The sequence below is a fragment of the Gelidibacter salicanalis genome, from assembly GCF_016469035.1.
GTDB classification, from domain to species: domain Bacteria; phylum Bacteroidota; class Bacteroidia; order Flavobacteriales; family Flavobacteriaceae; genus Gelidibacter; species Gelidibacter salicanalis_A.
The window spans coordinates 86,498-102,477 of sequence record NZ_JAEHJZ010000021.1; the positions used below are offsets into that span (position 1 = coordinate 86,498).

13 protein-coding genes are annotated in these 15,980 nt (G+C 37.5%); 8 read left to right on the plus strand and 5 right to left on the minus strand.

The window, feature by feature from the left end; translation table 11 throughout:
• From JEM65_RS09820 to JEM65_RS09835, 4 genes are read left to right on the plus strand one after another with little or no spacing between them, the layout of a single operon-like run.
• A complete protein-coding gene (locus tag JEM65_RS09820; protein WP_199598975.1) occupies window positions 1-1,125 on the plus strand; it encodes an efflux RND transporter periplasmic adaptor subunit in 1,125 nt (374 codons plus the stop codon).
• A gap of 19 nt (window positions 1,126-1,144) precedes the next feature.
• Entirely contained in the window at window positions 1,145-4,297 is a 3,153-nt protein-coding gene (locus tag JEM65_RS09825; RefSeq protein ID WP_199598976.1) for an efflux RND transporter permease subunit, read from the plus strand.
• Window positions 4,294-5,712: an efflux transporter outer membrane subunit gene (locus tag JEM65_RS09830; RefSeq protein WP_233530600.1), complete on the plus strand. Its 1,419-nt coding sequence runs from the start codon at window positions 4,294-4,296 to the stop codon at window positions 5,710-5,712. The genes JEM65_RS09825 and JEM65_RS09830 overlap by 4 nt, the downstream gene beginning before the upstream one ends.
• Window positions 5,713-5,723: 11 nt before the next feature.
• The gene (locus JEM65_RS09835; protein ID WP_199598977.1) at window positions 5,724-6,323 is read left to right on the plus strand and encodes a TetR/AcrR family transcriptional regulator; all 600 of its coding nucleotides are present in this window, start codon (window positions 5,724-5,726) and stop codon (window positions 6,321-6,323) included.
• Window positions 6,324-6,338: 15 nt separating this feature from the next.
• Here the strand turns inward: JEM65_RS09835 and JEM65_RS09840 are convergent, their stop codons facing one another.
• Complete coding sequence (locus tag JEM65_RS09840) at window positions 6,339-6,512, minus strand: hypothetical protein (RefSeq protein ID WP_199598978.1); 174 nt, start codon at window positions 6,510-6,512, stop codon at window positions 6,339-6,341.
• A 244-nt stretch (window positions 6,513-6,756) separates the two neighbouring features.
• On the opposite strand from JEM65_RS09840, the gene JEM65_RS09845 reads away from it, so the two are divergent.
• Entirely contained in the window at window positions 6,757-7,152 is a 396-nt protein-coding gene (locus JEM65_RS09845) for a hypothetical protein (RefSeq protein WP_199598979.1), read from the plus strand.
• A 160-nt stretch (window positions 7,153-7,312) separates the two neighbouring features.
• On the opposite strand, the gene JEM65_RS09850 is transcribed toward JEM65_RS09845, so the two are convergent.
• Together JEM65_RS09850 and JEM65_RS09855 are read right to left on the minus strand one after the other, a co-directional pair.
• The gene (locus tag JEM65_RS09850) at window positions 7,313-8,314 is read right to left on the minus strand and encodes an NAD(P)H-dependent glycerol-3-phosphate dehydrogenase (protein ID WP_199598980.1); all 1,002 of its coding nucleotides are present in this window, start codon (window positions 8,312-8,314) and stop codon (window positions 7,313-7,315) included.
• A 12-nt stretch (window positions 8,315-8,326) separates the two neighbouring features.
• Complete coding sequence (locus JEM65_RS09855) at window positions 8,327-8,485, minus strand: hypothetical protein (protein WP_199598982.1); 159 nt, start codon at window positions 8,483-8,485, stop codon at window positions 8,327-8,329.
• A 52-nt stretch (window positions 8,486-8,537) separates the two neighbouring features.
• On the opposite strand from JEM65_RS09855, the gene JEM65_RS09860 reads away from it, so the two are divergent.
• Both JEM65_RS09860 and lysM read left to right on the plus strand, forming a co-directional pair.
• A complete protein-coding gene (locus JEM65_RS09860; RefSeq protein WP_199598984.1) occupies window positions 8,538-9,491 on the plus strand; it encodes a nicotinic acid mononucleotide adenyltransferase in 954 nt (317 codons plus the stop codon).
• Between the two features lie 161 nt (window positions 9,492-9,652).
• Complete coding sequence (gene lysM / locus JEM65_RS09865) at window positions 9,653-10,150, plus strand: peptidoglycan-binding protein LysM (RefSeq protein ID WP_199598986.1); 498 nt, start codon at window positions 9,653-9,655, stop codon at window positions 10,148-10,150.
• Window positions 10,151-10,304: 154 nt separating this feature from the next.
• On the opposite strand, the gene JEM65_RS09870 is transcribed toward lysM, so the two are convergent.
• Window positions 10,305-11,627 (minus strand): TlpA family protein disulfide reductase, encoded by a 1,323-nt coding sequence (locus JEM65_RS09870; RefSeq protein ID WP_199598988.1) that lies wholly within the window; start codon window positions 11,625-11,627, stop codon window positions 10,305-10,307.
• Between the two features lie 55 nt (window positions 11,628-11,682).
• Complete coding sequence (gene mfd, locus JEM65_RS09875; protein WP_199598990.1) at window positions 11,683-15,042, minus strand: transcription-repair coupling factor; 3,360 nt, start codon at window positions 15,040-15,042, stop codon at window positions 11,683-11,685.
• A 233-nt stretch (window positions 15,043-15,275) separates the two neighbouring features.
• Here mfd and JEM65_RS09880 point away from each other — a divergent pair, with 233 nt between their 5' ends.
• Window positions 15,276-15,707, plus strand: a complete 432-nt coding sequence (locus JEM65_RS09880) for a TerB family tellurite resistance protein (RefSeq protein WP_199598991.1) — start codon at window positions 15,276-15,278, stop codon at window positions 15,705-15,707.
• Window positions 15,708-15,980: the final 273 nt, after the last annotated feature.

The window sequence follows — 15,980 nt, forward strand, 5'->3', positions numbered from 1 at the left end:
ATGAAAACAATCAAACTTCCATTAGTAATTTCTTTTAGTATAATCGCTCTCTTTTTGAGCTGCGCAGACAAAGAACAAGCACCACAAGGGCCACAAGGGCCAATGCCTTTTCAAGTGACTGTCATTCCTCAAAAAACAGTAACAGGTTATACCACTTATCCAACAAGTATAGAAGGAGTCAATAACAGTGAAGTCCGTGCAAAAATTTCAGGTTACATTACAGATGTCTTAGTGGATGAGGGTCAAAAAGTAAGAAAAGGACAAACTCTTTTTAAACTGGAAACCCAATCACTTAATCAGGATGCGGCCGCCGCAAAAGCAAATGTTAACGCTGCGCAGGTAGAAGTTGACAAACTCAAGCCATTGGTAGAAAAAAACATCATTAGTGACGTACAACTGGCCACTGCTCAGGCCAAATTGCAACAAGCCCAAAGTGCTTATAACAGTATTGGTGCCAATATTGACTATGGCAATATTAAGAGCCCTGTTGATGGTTACGTGGGTTCCATCAGACTACGTAAGGGGTCTTTAGTAAGCCCATCCAATCAAGAGCCACTCACCACAGTATCTGACATTAGTGATGTGTATGCTTATTTTTCAATGAATGAGAGAGAGTATTTGGATTTCATTCAAAATGCAAAAGGCAATACGATTCAAGAAAAAATAAAGAATCTTCCAAAAGTAACTCTGATTTTAGCCAATGGTACCGAATACGAAAAAGAAGGAACTGTTGAGACCATCAATTCTCAAGTTAATGCCAATACAGGATCTATCTCTTTCCGCGCCGTTTTTAATAATGACGCCAGATTATTGACCAATGGAAATAGCGGAAAAATTAGAGTGCCTAAAACCTACACAGATGTTGTAGTTGTTCCTAAAGAATCTACTTATGAGCAACAAGGTAGTTACTATGTCTATAAATTGGCAGAGGACGATATGGCGGTTTCAACACGTATCAATGTCAAAGCCGATGTTAATAATATGTATGTTATTTCTGACGGACTTAAAGAAGGTGATAAAATAGTCGCTAAAGGTGTGGCTAAATTGAGAGGAGATTCTAAGGTGAAGCCTATGGAAATTCCTTTTGATAGTGTAGCAAAACCTATCGAAAAATTATTCAGATAAGAAATCAAGATAAGAACTTATGATTAAAATATTTATAGAAAGACCAGTACTTTCGACGGTCGTCTCCATTATTATCGTGATTTTGGGGGTCCTTGGTCTATCCTCGTTACCAATTACGCAATACCCTGATATTGCACCTCCAACTATTTCAGTAAACGCCACATACCCGGGCGCCAATGCTGAAACTATTTTGGAAAGTGTCATTATCCCTATTGAAGAGCAAATCAATGGTGTTGAAGGCATGACGTACATTAAGTCTAGCGCTTCTAACACAGGAGTTGCATCAATTACTGTGTTTTTTGATCAGAATGTAGATCCGGATATTGCCGCAGTAAACGTTCAAAACCGTGTGGCACGTGCCAATTCTCAATTGCCACAAGCAGTGTTGCAAACAGGTGTTACGACATCAAAACAACAAACAAGCGCTTTGATGTTTATGTCATTTTACAGTGATAATCCTGATTATGACGACACTTACATTCAAAATTATCTAAAAATCAACGTCATTCCAGAATTACAACGGGTTAACGGTGTTGGAGATGTGAATGTCTTTGGCTCTAAGGATTACGCTATGCGTATTTGGTTACGCCCAGAAAAAATGGCTGCTTATGGCCTTATTCCAACAGATGTTACCGCTGCATTACGTGAGCAGAGTTTGGAAGCTTCCGCAGGATCTTTCGGTGAAAATGACGGTGAAGCATTTAGCTATGTTATTAAATATGGTGGTCGTTTCAAAACTGAAGCACAATATAGTAACGTCATTATCAAAGCGCTTGGTAACGGACAGTTTTTAAAACTATCAGACGTTGCTGATATTGAATTAGGTGCTCAATCTTATGCCGGTGGTTCCATTACTAATGGAAAACCCGCGGTTAACATGGGGATCTTTCAAACGAAAGGTTCTAACGCACGTGATATCATTATTGAGATTGAGAAAAAACTTGAGGATATTAAAGCTGATTTGCCAAAAGGAATCGAAGTTTTTATTCCCTACAATACCAACAGTTTCTTGAATGCCTCTATTGAAAAAGTAGTGACCACTTTAGCAGAAGCATTTTTACTCGTCTTTTTAGTCGTATTTATATTCTTACAGGACTTTAGGTCGACCTTAATTCCTGCCATTGCCGTTCCGGTGTCTATTATTGGAACGTTTTTCTTTCTTAATCTATTTGGGTACTCTATTAACCTCTTAACACTTTTTGCCCTCGTTCTGGCCATTGGTATTGTGGTAGATGATGCCATTGTAGTAGTTGAGGCGGTGCATGCTAAGATTGATGAAGGCGAACATGATCCTAAAAAAGCGACCGTCGCCGCCATGCACGATATTACTGGTGCCATTATTTCAATTACCTTGGTGATGTCTGCCGTATTTATTCCTGTAACATTTATACAAGGCCCAACTGGGGTTTTCTATGAACAATTTGGAGTTACACTGATTGTGGCGATTATCATTTCTGCAATTAACGCCTTGACATTAAGTCCAGCTTTATGTGCGTTATTTTTAAAAGGCCATGATGACAAACAGAATAAAAAGAAGAAAGGTTTCTTAGGGCGGTTTTTTGATGGATTTAACAGAGGTTTTGATGCCACCGTTACAAAATACGGAAAGTCTGTTCATTTCTTATATCGAAACAAATGGATTACAGCAGCTATTTTAATTTTATCTGTTGGTGCCATTTGGTGGTCCTCTTCCGTAGTAAAAACAGGATTTGTACCAGATGAAGACAGAGGGATTGTATTCGTGAATGTTGAACTTCCTCCAGGATCTTCAATTGACAGAACCCATCAGGTCAATGCTGATCTATATGAAAAACTAATAAAAATTCCTGGTGTAAAGGGCGGATCTCTTATTGAAGGAAGTAGCTTTTTGGGAGGTGCCGGTAGTAACTTCGGATTGGGCTTTATCAGATTAGATGATTGGGGAGACCGTGGCGAAGATTCGCTTTCTGTAGCACGTATCACCGGACAGATGTTTGGGGTGGCCGCTCAGATTCCGGAGGCCAACATTATTTTCTTCTCACCACCTAGTATTCCTGGGTTTGGTAACTCTGCCGGAGTAGAAGTCAATTTGTTGGACCGTTCAGGAGGCAGTTTTAATGATTTGGATAAAGTAACCCAAGAATTTGTGGGCAAACTGTCGCAGCGTCCGGAAATTCAATATGCGCAGTCATCGTTCAACACCAAATACCCGCAGTATGAGATAGAACTCAATGCAGAATTGGCAAAAGAATTAGGTGTCCCAATTAGTGATATCTTCTCAACCCTTCAAGGATATATCGGAAGTATCTTTGCTGCTGATTTCTCTAGATTTGGTAAACAGTACCGGGTGTATGTACAAGCGCTACCTGAAGATCGCGCTGAAGAAGCCGATTTGGGCAAACTTTATGTGCGCACCGCTACTGGAGAGATGACTCCAATTACAACATTTGTCAACTTGAAAAGAGTTTACGGACCGCAGTCTGTAACACGTTTTAACCTGTTTAACTCCGTAACTTTAAATGCGGCCATAGCACCCGGGTTTAGTTCTGGTGATGCCATTAAAGCGGTAGATGAAGTTGCGCAAACCTTGCCCGCCAATTATACCACAGCCTATTCTGGTCTGACCCGTGAGGAAGTGAACGCTGGTAACCAAACCACCACAATTTTCATCTTGTCATTAGTGTTTGTTTATTTCTTATTGGCAGCGCAGTATGAAAGCTATTTAATTCCTTTCTCTGTACTCTTATCCTTGCCTCTAGGTGTATTTGGAGCATACTTTGTAACACAGCTTACCGGTTTGCAAAACAATATTTATTTCCAGATTGCATTGATTATGTTGCTGGGACTCTTAGCCAAAAACGCCATTCTGATTGTAGAATTTGCGTTGCAGCGACGTCGAAATGGAGAATCACTGTTAGAAGCGGCCGTTAATGGTGCTGAAGCACGTTTACGTCCAATTTTAATGACCTCTTTCGCTTTTATTTTAGGGTTAACCCCGTTGGTATTTGCGAATGGTGTAGGCGCAGCAGGAAACAGATCTATTGGTACAGGTGCCGTAGGTGGCTTGCTGATAGGAACTGTTCTTGGGGTGTTTGTCATTCCAATTTTGTTCATCTTTTTCCAATGGCTACAGGAAAAAATTTCTGGAGCTCCACAACAAACAGTAGCACTTAAAGACGATTCAAACTTATGATAGCAATTTTAAAACTCCGCACATTTAAATATATGGTGACGCTGACGGTTTCAGCGTTTACCCTTCAAAGTTGTTTTGTAGCAAAAGACTATGAACGACCACACGTAGAAGAAACCCAGAATCTATATAGAACAGATGCCTTACCAACAGACAGCCTATCTATGGCCGATTTGTCTTGGAAAGAATTATTTTCGGATCCTTATTTAGTGCAATATATAGAAGAAGGGCTTCAAAATAATATTGACATCCGTGTTGCCATCCAACAGGTATTGGCTGCAGAAGCCTACGTAAAACAAGGTAAGGCGGCTTACCTTCCATCCATAAACGGAAACGCATCGGTTACGCACCAAGAATTGTCGAAGAATAGCCAATTTGGTTCGTTTCTATCTGACACTTCTACAGATCAGTTTGATTTGACAGCCAGCCTTTCATGGGAAGCCGACATTTGGGGAAAGATAAGAAGTAACAAGCGGGCGTTTGAAGCTGATTATTTAAGAACTGTAGCAGCACACCAAGCGGTAAAATCCCGATTGGTGGCTGATATTGCCGCAACGTATTATCAATTGGTGGCCTTAGATTCGCAACTAGAAATAACCAAAAAGAGCGTGATTGTTAGAGATAGCAGTGTTTACATTATTCAATCCTTAAAAGAAGCGGGCAACGTGACTCAGGTAGCGGTAGATCAAAATATTGCACAGTACAATAACGCTAGGGCCTTACAAGTTGATTTGGAAACTGCCATCTTTAGAACCGAAAACACCTTGAGTATTTTATTGGGACAACAACCTCAAGAATACCAACGTAATATTTTAGATGCGCAAGTATTGCAATCTGATTTAAAATTGGGAGTTCCATCAAGCTTACTTAGCAACAGACCTGACGTTATTGCGGCAGAATACAATTTGGTTAGAGCTTTTGAACTGACCAACGTGGCCCGTAGTAACTTTTATCCATCCTTAACAATTTCAGCTACTGGAGGTCTTCAAAGTTTGGAGCTTGACCAATTGTTAAATACCAATTCATTATTCGCAAATATTGTTGGCGGATTGGCACAGCCTATTTTCAATCAGCGTAAAATAAGAACTCAAAAAGAAGTGGCTGACGCACAACAAGAACAAGCATTATTAGAATTTAAAAGAGCATTGCTAATTGCGGGCAATGAAGTGTCTAACGCATTGTACACCTACACCGCTGAAACACAAAAATTTGAATATAGAGCGCTTGAAGTTGAAGCCTTGAGAAATGCAGAAACTAATTCGTCAGAATTGTTGAAAAATGGTTATGCTAATTATTTAGATTTATTGACCGCAAGACAAAGTGCTTTAAGTGCTGAATTGAATGTAATTGACAGCAAATTACAGCAACTATTATCTATTGTTGACTTGTATGAAGCCCTAGGTGGTGGTTGGAAATAATTGAAATTGCAATGACTAGAAAATCGGATCTTTTGGAATGCTCAATCCTAAACTTTACTCAATTTGGAAGTAAACGTTTTACTTTAGATGAATTGGCAAGATCTTTGGGCATTTCAAAAAAGACGATTTATAAATATTTTGACAACAAGGAAGATCTTGTTACGCAAAGTTTGTCTTATTTGCTGGATAAGTATCTTGCAGAAATTGATACCATTGTAAGTGATGCAAATGAAGATCCGATTGTAAAGATCATCTTAATCTACAAAAAAGGCTTTGAATATCTCAAGCATTTTAAGCCGTCATTTCTATTCGGCATTAAAAAATATTATCCGAAGGCAGATAAAGTATTCACTCATTTTTCAGAGCAATTGGTGCATGGCACCATTCTTTCCTTATTGAAGAACGCTTTAGACAAAGGGTTACTTCAGAAACACGTTCAAATTAACCTGATCTGCGATCTTTACTTTATGCGTATTGATAACATCGCTTTTAAAAATGATAATCTCTTTGATGTATATTCTAGTGATGCTATTCTACAACACTTAATTATATTTAATTTAAAAGGCGTTGTAATTGATGGTTATAAGAATCGGTTTTTTGTTTCAACTTAGAATAATCAATCTCTTTTAGCTAATATTTAAAAGAACTTGTTGGTAAAAAACACCAACAAGGGCATAAAAATTCTTTGAATACGATTCTAAATTGATCACTTCCATATGTCGAAATGTATCTATAAGGCTTCCATTTTCTGCAATTACAAGCGTTGATGGAACACTTTCGCCAATGTTGGTGTTTTTCACCAACATTCTTTACAAGACAGTATTTAAATCTGAAAAAAAAACAATATTGGTTCAAAACACCAATAACTGCAGAAACATTCTGCAATTGCACTTAAAGAATGATTACTTTTTGATAAGGGCTACTATATCAATATCCAATTTTTCATAAATTTCAGTTTTAGAGCAAACCTGAAACCAACTTTCTCCATAAAATAGTAACTTTGCTGTCTAATTAAAGAGAGCCCCATTTCCATGGGGAATACATATGAAAAAGGACATCCAAATTCCAAAAGCTGAAGACGTTTATGTTGCGATCGTCAATGAATACAATGACATTTACAAAACCCAAGATTGGAATGCGTACATCATTAATGACAAAGACGTCGATTTAGAAGTGGTGCTGATTGTGACCAGTGGTTATACTGACAAAAAAATGACCTCCATTTTTAGAAAAAAACTGGACGTCCTTCCCAAAAAGAGTTATGCTAAGATTGAATTGATGCAAGAAGACCTGTTTGCATTGAATAACGAGTTTAAGGTCACGTTTTTTGAAGGCAATACCATGTTTGAAAAGACCTATCTCTTCAGAAAAAACACAATTAATGAAAAAGCATTCCAAACGGTTCCTTTAATGACAGTGAAGGGCGTTCTGGCTAAATAAAAAACCCCCTTCACACATCAGTTTAACTCGATTAAATAAACACTTTGCTGACCAAAAAATTAATGGTGATGACCTAGTTGTTAGGTCAAATTAAAAATGCTCCTCCTTTTTCAGGAGGAGTGGATTCAGCTTCAAAATAGAAGCTGAAGACGAGATGATCCTAATCTAACTTATCCGTCAATTTCTGAAACGTTCGCTTGGGATCTTTGCCTTCATATAAAATGGCATAGATAGCGGTAATGATTGGCAATTTATCTTTCCTTTCGTTCTTTTCGATAAGATTGTAGGCGCTTTTTGCAGCATAATACCCTTCTGCCACCATGTTCATTTCCATCTGAGCAGATTTAACGGTATAGCCTTTACCTATCATGTTTCCAAACATCCGATTCCGTGAAAAGAGCGAATACCCCGTTACCAACAAATCGCCCAAATAGGCTGAGTCGTTAATGTTTCGCTTCATCTTATGACGTTTCTTTATAAAACGCTTCATTTCGCGAATGGCATTACTCATCAACACACTCTGAAAATTATCGCCATAACCCAAGCCGTGTGCGATACCTGCAGCAATGGCATAAATATTTTTGAGCATCACTGCATATTCAATACCAATCACATCATCGCTTGTAGAGGTTTTTATATAATCACTGGACAAGTTCTTTGCAATGGCCTTTGCTTTACTTTCATCGGCGCAAGCAATGGTTAAATAGGACAAGCGCTCTAAAGCCACTTCTTCTGCATGGCAAGGCCCTGCGATGACGGCGGTATTTTCAAAAGGAACATTATACACGTCATGAAAATGTTCGCCCACCAATTTTCCGGTTTCAGGCATGATGCCTTTTACTGCTGAAACGATAATTTTATCCTTAACATCTACTGTCATTTTCAACAATTCGTCATGAATAAAAGCAGAAGGAATTACAAAAATAAGCACATCAGCATAGGTAGCCATTTCGTTAATGTCGTTGCTCAATTTAAGTTGTGATATTTTAAACTCTACTGAGCTTAAATAACTCGGGTTGTGCTGCTCTTTTATTAAATGCTCTTTTATGTAGGCGCTACGCATATACCATCCCACTTCATCAAGATTTTCGCACAGCATTTTCACAATGGCTGTTGCCCAACTCCCTGATCCAAAAACAGCGTATTTTACAGGTCTATCCATAAAGTTTTCTAATTATATAAATTCAAAAATACATAAAATAAAGCGTAAAAATATTTCAAAAAGTTTAGTACCAAAAAATTTGGCACGTGTTTTGAAAACTAGCACCACATAATCTTTAAATTGTTGGGTTATGAATAAAAGCAAAGCTATTCCACTGTTTTGCTCTTTCATAAGATTGCATTTATGCTAGGCAAACCAAGATTTTAAAATAAAAATTGAACAGATGAAAATGATAAAACTACTTTCCGGATTTGCCATATTTGCAGTCCTATTTACTTCTTGCTCCAAGGAAACGGTGTATGAAGAGCCACCAATTTCATTACATCAATTATTAGGATCTTATGACTTGTGGTATGTGGATATCAATCAGACAACGGGTTACGGAGAAACGCCTTTTTTACAGATTGCATTTACATTATCGTTTAAAAACGGCACACTATATGCCAACAATAATTTGGTAGGATTTGGTCCTAACGGTCAAGGCAATGGTTTAGGGATAGATATTGGTGAATATGATGCCTATGATATGATTTTAGATGTCTACCATGATTTAGATGGCTATCAAACTTTTGATATTTACCAAGTAGATTATGACACGATTGAGTTATACAATCCTAATAACGATACGTCTTACTTTCTACACGGGTATCAAAAATCTACCTTTGATTATGACTTTGTATTTTATGACAACATCCATTATTTTTTACAAGAATACGAAGCATGGGAAAAAACATATACCAGCCAGAACGGTGCTGTAAACGAGTTTGATAATGAAAATTATTTACAGTTTTTATCTGGTGGTAATGATTCTGAGTTCAGAAGTTCACAAGACACTAATGTAGTTAACCCTGATACTATATATTGGGATTATACTGGGGTGTATGGGGTAGGTAATGTAACAGGAAATACGCACCTCAAAACATTAACATTAGATTATGATTATTTTGACAATGAATTCTTTGAATTGCGCGTTATTGATGATCAGGAGATAGAGTTGTACCACGCAAATTCAGGCACAACTTACGCATTTAATGGACGAGGTTATATTCAATATTTGAAAAATGCTGAAGGTCAAGTTGCAGGACAAATGAATAAACAAAATGTACCAAATACAGAGAAAAAACGCAAGCAGAAAACTGCTAAAAAAGATAACCCAAGGGTAAACAATAGAAGCTAAATTTTGGTTGGTTATTTAGCTTCTAGAAACGCTCATCTGATGTATTTCAGATGAGCGTTCTTTTTTTTAACAATATATTGACACGGCACATCACAAGGTTTCAAATACTTATTGTAAATTACCTTTTAAATCAATTTTAATTCTTAAAAACTTAAATTAATATGGGACTATTTTCATTTATTAAAAATGCTGGGGCCAAAGTATTTGGTGTAGGAAAAACAGATGCCGAAGAAAAAGCGGAAGCACATGCCAAAGCCGCTGCAGACGAGCTAAAAGCTGAAGGCGCTGGCGCCAAAAAATTAGAAGAAACAATTAAAGATCTACAACTTAATGTTGAGAATTTAAAAGTAGATATTGAAGATGATATGGCAACAGTTTCAGGAAAGGCACAGGATCAGTCTACCAAAGAAAAAGTAGTTTTGGTTATTGGTAATACTAATGGTATTGCCTCTGTTGATGACCAAATGACGGTGGACCATGTAGAACCAGAAGCACAATTCCACACTGTTATTTCGGGCGATACTTTAGGTAAAATTGCCAAACAATATTATGGCAATGCCATGAAATATCCGTTAATATTTGATGCCAATAAACCAATGCTGTCAGATCCTGATAAAATATATCCGGGACAAGTACTCCGTATTCCGAGTTTGGAATAAGGGAAAAATAAAAAAAGAAAGTGACTCAATACTTACTGAGCCATTCTGGGGTTTAAGCATGTAAAGAACAGTCCCGTACGGGAGCCAGTAAAGAGAATTTAAAAAGCCGTTTCAACTAGTTTGAGACGGCTTCTTTTTTTGTGTGGATTTTTTTTTACAGCGTGTTTAAAAAAGTTTTCAGTTCTAGCAAAGACTGTGGTTTGGCAATGATTTTTTTATCCTTGTCCAGCACAAAATACGTTGGTGTTGCTTCAATGCCATAGATATCTGTAATGAAATTGTCCCACTTGCCCACTCCTAAAACCTGAATAAAATCAGGATAGTTTTGAATTTCCTTTTTCCAGTTAACGTCATTATCTTCCAACCCGTACGCCACAACCTTCACTTTGTTTTTCGGCATCTGATCAACCATGTCCCTAACTTGGGGCAATTCCGTTAAACAATGGGAACATTCACTACTCCAAAAAACCAGCACATAATGTTCTGCCGCATTTAAAGCATGAAGTGATGATTTGACCTTCTTGCCACTTTTGTTGACCTCAATGGGAAAATCTCGGGCAACCGTTCCTAAAGCCGTGTTTTTATAGATGTTTAATTGTCTCAAAAGCATGTCGTTATTCTCTTTTTTTGCGAGGTCTAACAAATAGGTATCAGCAATATAATTAGCAACCCCAGACTCTTCAATTTGCACCATATTGTTCCATACTGCTTGCAATAGCACCATTTTTATTTCACTATTTTCCGGTCCGATATAAGAAGTCAAATTGTCAATTTGTTGCTTGTAAAATGCTTCTGTCGGACTTGGAGTCATTCCGAAAACATACGCCATGACTCTATCAGACAAAAACTCTGAACTTTGTAAAAGCGGATTGCTAAAATCTACATTCTTTAAATAACTGTTTTTTAAATTTTTGGAATAGGTAGAAACATCCTCGTATGTTTCAGGGATATAAGGTTGGTTTGCCTGTATAAACACAGATACCATCGCATTTTTAGAAGCCAACTCAAAAGCCTCCTGTGTTTCATTTAAGGTTTTAAAAATATCCTTAAATGCCTCCTGATCCTCACTTTGTTGTGTGTAGAAATTGCTGATGGCTCGGTTGATCATCTCAATACTATTCGTATAAGATGCCCATAATTTATTTTCGTTGGATTCTTTAAACTCCAACCCGTCCGTCAGGCTAAACTCTAAAACAACATCCTCTTTGCCATTATAGATCAAATCAAAATTATGATCCTGTTGTGGTATACCATACACAATTTTATAAATTCCTGTAGTGCTGGTACTGTCCAACTCGATTTTGAAGTGTCCATTATCGTCCACTTTAGCACGATCCATATATATAGAACCGGTAGGGTTTGATTTATACACAAAGGCATAGGTAAAATCTTTTGCTGGCGAAAACGTGCCTTCAATACTGTGTTGTGCCAGTAACAGGGTTGGTAGAAACACCAATAGTAACATTATTTTTTTCATGCGGATTCTATTTTATTTTTTAATCATCTTAAGGTTTTTCAATGTGATTCAATAATCAGGCCACTATAGGCTGCAACACCGCCAAGGCTTGTTTAACGGTCTTAACCTGTTCAAAAGTAAGTAATAAACGCAAACCTGTTCGGGTTTGTTTTTCTTTCATTTTAGCGATGTTAGGACGGGTTTGGATAAACTGTAACACCCGGGTAAATCCGTGACTTTGGTAAAATGCACTGTTTTGATCATTGATAAAATAACCGATCATTTTCCCCTGTTTCATGATCACTTTTTCCAAACCAATTTTTGTGGCAATCCATTTGATGCGGACACTGTTCAACAAATCAACCACTTGTTTGGGCATTTCTCCAAAACGGTCAATGAGGTCGTTTTCAAATTTCTGAAGCTCTTCCTCGGTTTTGATCTCGTTCAATTTGGTGTATAAATTCAAGCGCTCGGTAATATTGTTCACATAATCATCTGGAAACAAAAGCTCAAAATCGGTATCAATGGTGATATCCTTTACGTATTCTTTTTCCACCTGATCATCTTGATACAAGTCTCTAAACTCATTTTCCTTCAATTCTTCAATCGCTTCATTTAAGATTTTCTGATAGGTATCAAAGCCAATATCGTTAATAAATCCGCTTTGCTCACCACCCAATAAATCGCCCGCGCCTCGAATTTCCAAATCTTTCATGGCAATATTAAAGCCACTGCCTAACTCTGTAAATTGTTCTAAAGCGGTGATACGTTTTCGGGCATCATCAGTCATAGCCGAATATTCTGGCGTTATAAAATAGCAAAACGCTTTCTTATTGCTACGTCCTACCCGCCCGCGCATTTGGTGCAAATCACTCAATCCAAAATTATTCGCGTTATTGATAAAAATAGTATTCGCATTGGAAACGTCCAAACCACTCTCCACAATGGTGGTACTGACCAACACATCAAATTCACTATTCATAAAGCCGAGCATTAACTGTTCCAATTTTTTACCGTCCAATTGCCCATGGCCAATGCCAATTTTAGCATCCGGTACCAAACGTTGGATCATGCCTGCAACTTCCTTAATGTTTTCTATCCGGTTATGAATGAAAAACACCTGACCACCACGCTGAATTTCATAGGTTATAGCATCCCGAATGATTTCCTCACTAAACCGGACCACGTGACTTTCTATAGGGTACCTGTTTGGAGGTGGCGTGGTAATGACAGACAAATCACGAGCAGCCATCAAACTAAATTGCAGCGTTCTTGGAATAGGCGTTGCAGTTAACGTCAATACATCAACATTATCCTTGAGTGTTTTTAATTTTTCTTTGACGGCTACACCAAATTTCTGCTCTTCATCAACAATCAACAAGCCTAAGTCTTTAAATTTTACATTTTTATTCACCAATTGATGGGTTCCAATAATGATATCCACATGACCGTTTTCTAAACGTTCCAAGGTGTCGCGTCTTTCTTTCGCGGTTCTGAATCGGTTTAAATAATCTACGGTTACCGGAAAATCTTTTAAACGTTCCGTAAATGTTCTGAAATGTTGGTAGGCCAAAATTGTTGTAGGTACCAAAACAGCCACTTGTTTGCCATTATCAACAGCTTTAAAGGCCGCTCTGATGGCGACTTCGGTCTTACCAAATCCAACATCGCCACACACCAAGCGGTCCATGGGGCGCTCGCTTTCCATGTCTTCTTTTATATCAGCGGTAGCGGTACTTTGATCTGGCGTATCTTCATAAATAAAGGACGCCTCCAACTCTAATTGCATAGAACTGTCTGGATGGTATTGGTAGCCTTTTTCAAGTTTGCGTTTGGCATATACTTGAATCAAATTAAAGGCAATTTCCTTGACTCGGGTTTTGGTTTTTTGTTTTAAAACCTTCCAAGCGTTACTTCCAAGCTTATAGATTTTTGGTGGTTTCCCATCTTTTCCGTTGAACTTGGTGATTTTATGTAAGGAATGAATGCTCAAATACAGCACATCCCGTTCGCCATAAATCAGTTTGATGGCTTCTTGTTTTTTGCCTTCAACATCAATTTTTTGAAGCCCTCCAAAACGACCAATACCATGATCGATATGCGTTACATAATCGCCAATATCGAGTTTAGTAAGTTCTTTAAGCGTAATGGCCTGCTTTTTGGCGTAGCCGTTTTTGAGATGGAATTTATGGTAGCGTTCAAAAATTTGATGATCTGTATAACAGACAATTTCATTGTCATGATCAATAAACCCTTGAAATAAGGACAATACAATGGTTTTATAATGGACGCCTTGCTCTAAAGCTCGGTGACGTTCCGTATTGGCATCTTCAAAAATATCATGAAAGCGTTTGGCTTGCTGTTCGCTAACACAGGCAATATAATTGGTGTAGCCTTTATCGTGATAACTGTTCAGGTCTTCAATCAGTAAATCAAACTGTTTATTGAAAGATGGCTGCGGCGTAGTATGAAATTCGATAGTTTGCGTACCTAGCACCGTAGACGTTCCAAATTCAACCAAAGTAAAATCGAGCATTTGTCGCTTAAGCAAGGTAGAACTACAAAACAACTCTTCTGGCGAAGCGTGTTTAATTTCTGAGGATAAGGTTTTAAAAGCTTCTTCAGCTTTACCAAAAAAGTCATCAATTCTTGAAAAAAGCAAATCCGCATTTTTAGTGAAAATGACTGTTTTCGAAGCGATATATTTTAGAAAACTCTCTCGGTTTTCGTTTAAAAATTTGTTTTCAACATTAGGAATAACGTTGATTTTCTTGATTTGCTCGGTGGATAATTGTGTTTCGACATCAAAGGTTCGGATACTGTCAACCTCATCACCAAAAAACTCAATGCGGTAAGGTTCGTCATGCGAAAATGAAAAGACATCTACAATGCCTCCACGCACTGAAAACTCTCCTGGTTCAGTCACAAAATCCACACGTTTAAACTGGTATTCAAACAGCACTTCGTTTACAAAATCAATGGATAGATTATCATTGACGGATATTTTAAGCGTATTCCGTTCCAATTCCTTTCTGGTCACCACTTTTTCGAAAAGGGCATCCGGATAGGTAACAATAATGGCAGGTTTTTTTCGAGAATTAATCCGATTTAAAACCTCCGCACGTAAAAGTACGTTGGCATTATCTGTTTCTTCAATTTGATACGGACGCCTGTAGCTACCAGGATAAAACAGCACGTCTTTAGCATTAATCAGCAATTCGAGATCATTGAGATAAAATGCTGCTTCTTCTTTATCATTAAAAACCAACAAAAAGGGTTGGTCTGAAGTTTTAAAAGCTTCTGTGATGATAAAACTTAACGAAGATCCAACAATCCCTTTTAAACGTGTCTTACTTTGATTTACGGCAATAGCAGCTTGCAGATTTTGCGTTTGCAAAGTCTGTGCATAAGATTGCGAGAGATATGATTTACTCAAGAAAATTTATTTTGAGCAAAGATAAAGTTTAGATTTTAAATGGAACTTATTGAAATTGTGAATTTCATCTTAAATATTCGTGGCAATAGTCATCAATTCAAGTTGGCAAAAAAGATGTCCCAAGTTGGCTATGCTGTAGGAAGCTGCGCATTTTCATTATATTTATTACACCCATAATCAAAAAAAAATGTAGTTTTGCACACTTCCTACATTGGGATTAAAACAAAAAAGATATGTCAATTTCAGATTTATTTGATAGCGGGTTTAAAAGGCGTAATGAAGATCATTTTGCATCAATAGTAAGAGTAGCGATGGATGATGGTGTTATTACTGACGATGAGAAAGCTTTCTTAGATCGCTTAGCACGTAATTTGGATATTAGTGAGGAAGATTACAAACTAATCTTAAAAGACTATCAATCTCACCCAATTAATCCACCTACCTCATATGACAGTCGTTTAGAACGTTTATTTGATTTGGCCCGTATGGTGCATGTAGATCATATACAAGGTGACAAAGAAGAAACATTATTGAAAAAAATCGCTATTGGTCTTGGCTTTAGAACCGACAATGTGAAATACGTTGTGGACAAAGCCTTAACATTAGTAGCTGACGGGGTTGATTTGGACACCTTTATTGATGAAATCAAACACATGAATAGATAACTTAGAATTAAGAAGGCTGCGCTTTTAGTATAAAGTATTAAGATATGTTTATGGATGTTATTTGAATTGCCACCTTTTCAAAATTTTATTTTAAAAATCATTATTGTCCGATAAAGAATTAAGATCCCGCCTCGCCGGCAGGCAGGCGCTGCGCTTCTAGTCCCGATAGCTATCGGGAAAAGAACAAAGACTTGATTGTAACTGACTGATAAACAGTAGTTATTCTAAATTAAATTTGACCAATCACTCTAAGTCAAATTGGTTTCAAAAACA

Bases quoted from the DNA above. Each gene is read 5' to 3' on its own strand.
- JEM65_RS09825 (WP_199598976.1), top strand. From the start codon at position 1,145: ATGATTAAAATATTTATAGAAAGACCAGTACTTTCGACGGTCGTCTCC.
- lysM (WP_199598986.1), top strand. From the start codon at position 9,653: ATGGGACTATTTTCATTTATTAAAAATGCTGGGGCCAAAGTATTTGGT.
- JEM65_RS09880 (WP_199598991.1), top strand. From the start codon at position 15,276: ATGTCAATTTCAGATTTATTTGATAGCGGGTTTAAAAGGCGTAATGAA.
- JEM65_RS09855 (WP_199598982.1), bottom strand. From the start codon at position 8,485: ATGAAAGAGCAAAACAGTGGAATAGCTTTGCTTTTATTCATAACCCAA.
- JEM65_RS09870 (WP_199598988.1), bottom strand. From the start codon at position 11,627: ATGAAAAAAATAATGTTACTATTGGTGTTTCTACCAACCCTGTTACTG.
- JEM65_RS09860 (WP_199598984.1), top strand. From the start codon at position 8,538: ATGAAAATGATAAAACTACTTTCCGGATTTGCCATATTTGCAGTCCTA.
- JEM65_RS09835 (WP_199598977.1), top strand. From the start codon at position 5,724: ATGACTAGAAAATCGGATCTTTTGGAATGCTCAATCCTAAACTTTACT.
- JEM65_RS09845 (WP_199598979.1), top strand. From the start codon at position 6,757: ATGAAAAAGGACATCCAAATTCCAAAAGCTGAAGACGTTTATGTTGCG.
- JEM65_RS09820 (WP_199598975.1), top strand. From the start codon at position 1: ATGAAAACAATCAAACTTCCATTAGTAATTTCTTTTAGTATAATCGCT.
- JEM65_RS09850 (WP_199598980.1), bottom strand. From the start codon at position 8,314: ATGGATAGACCTGTAAAATACGCTGTTTTTGGATCAGGGAGTTGGGCA.
- JEM65_RS09830 (WP_233530600.1), top strand. From the start codon at position 4,294: ATGATAGCAATTTTAAAACTCCGCACATTTAAATATATGGTGACGCTG.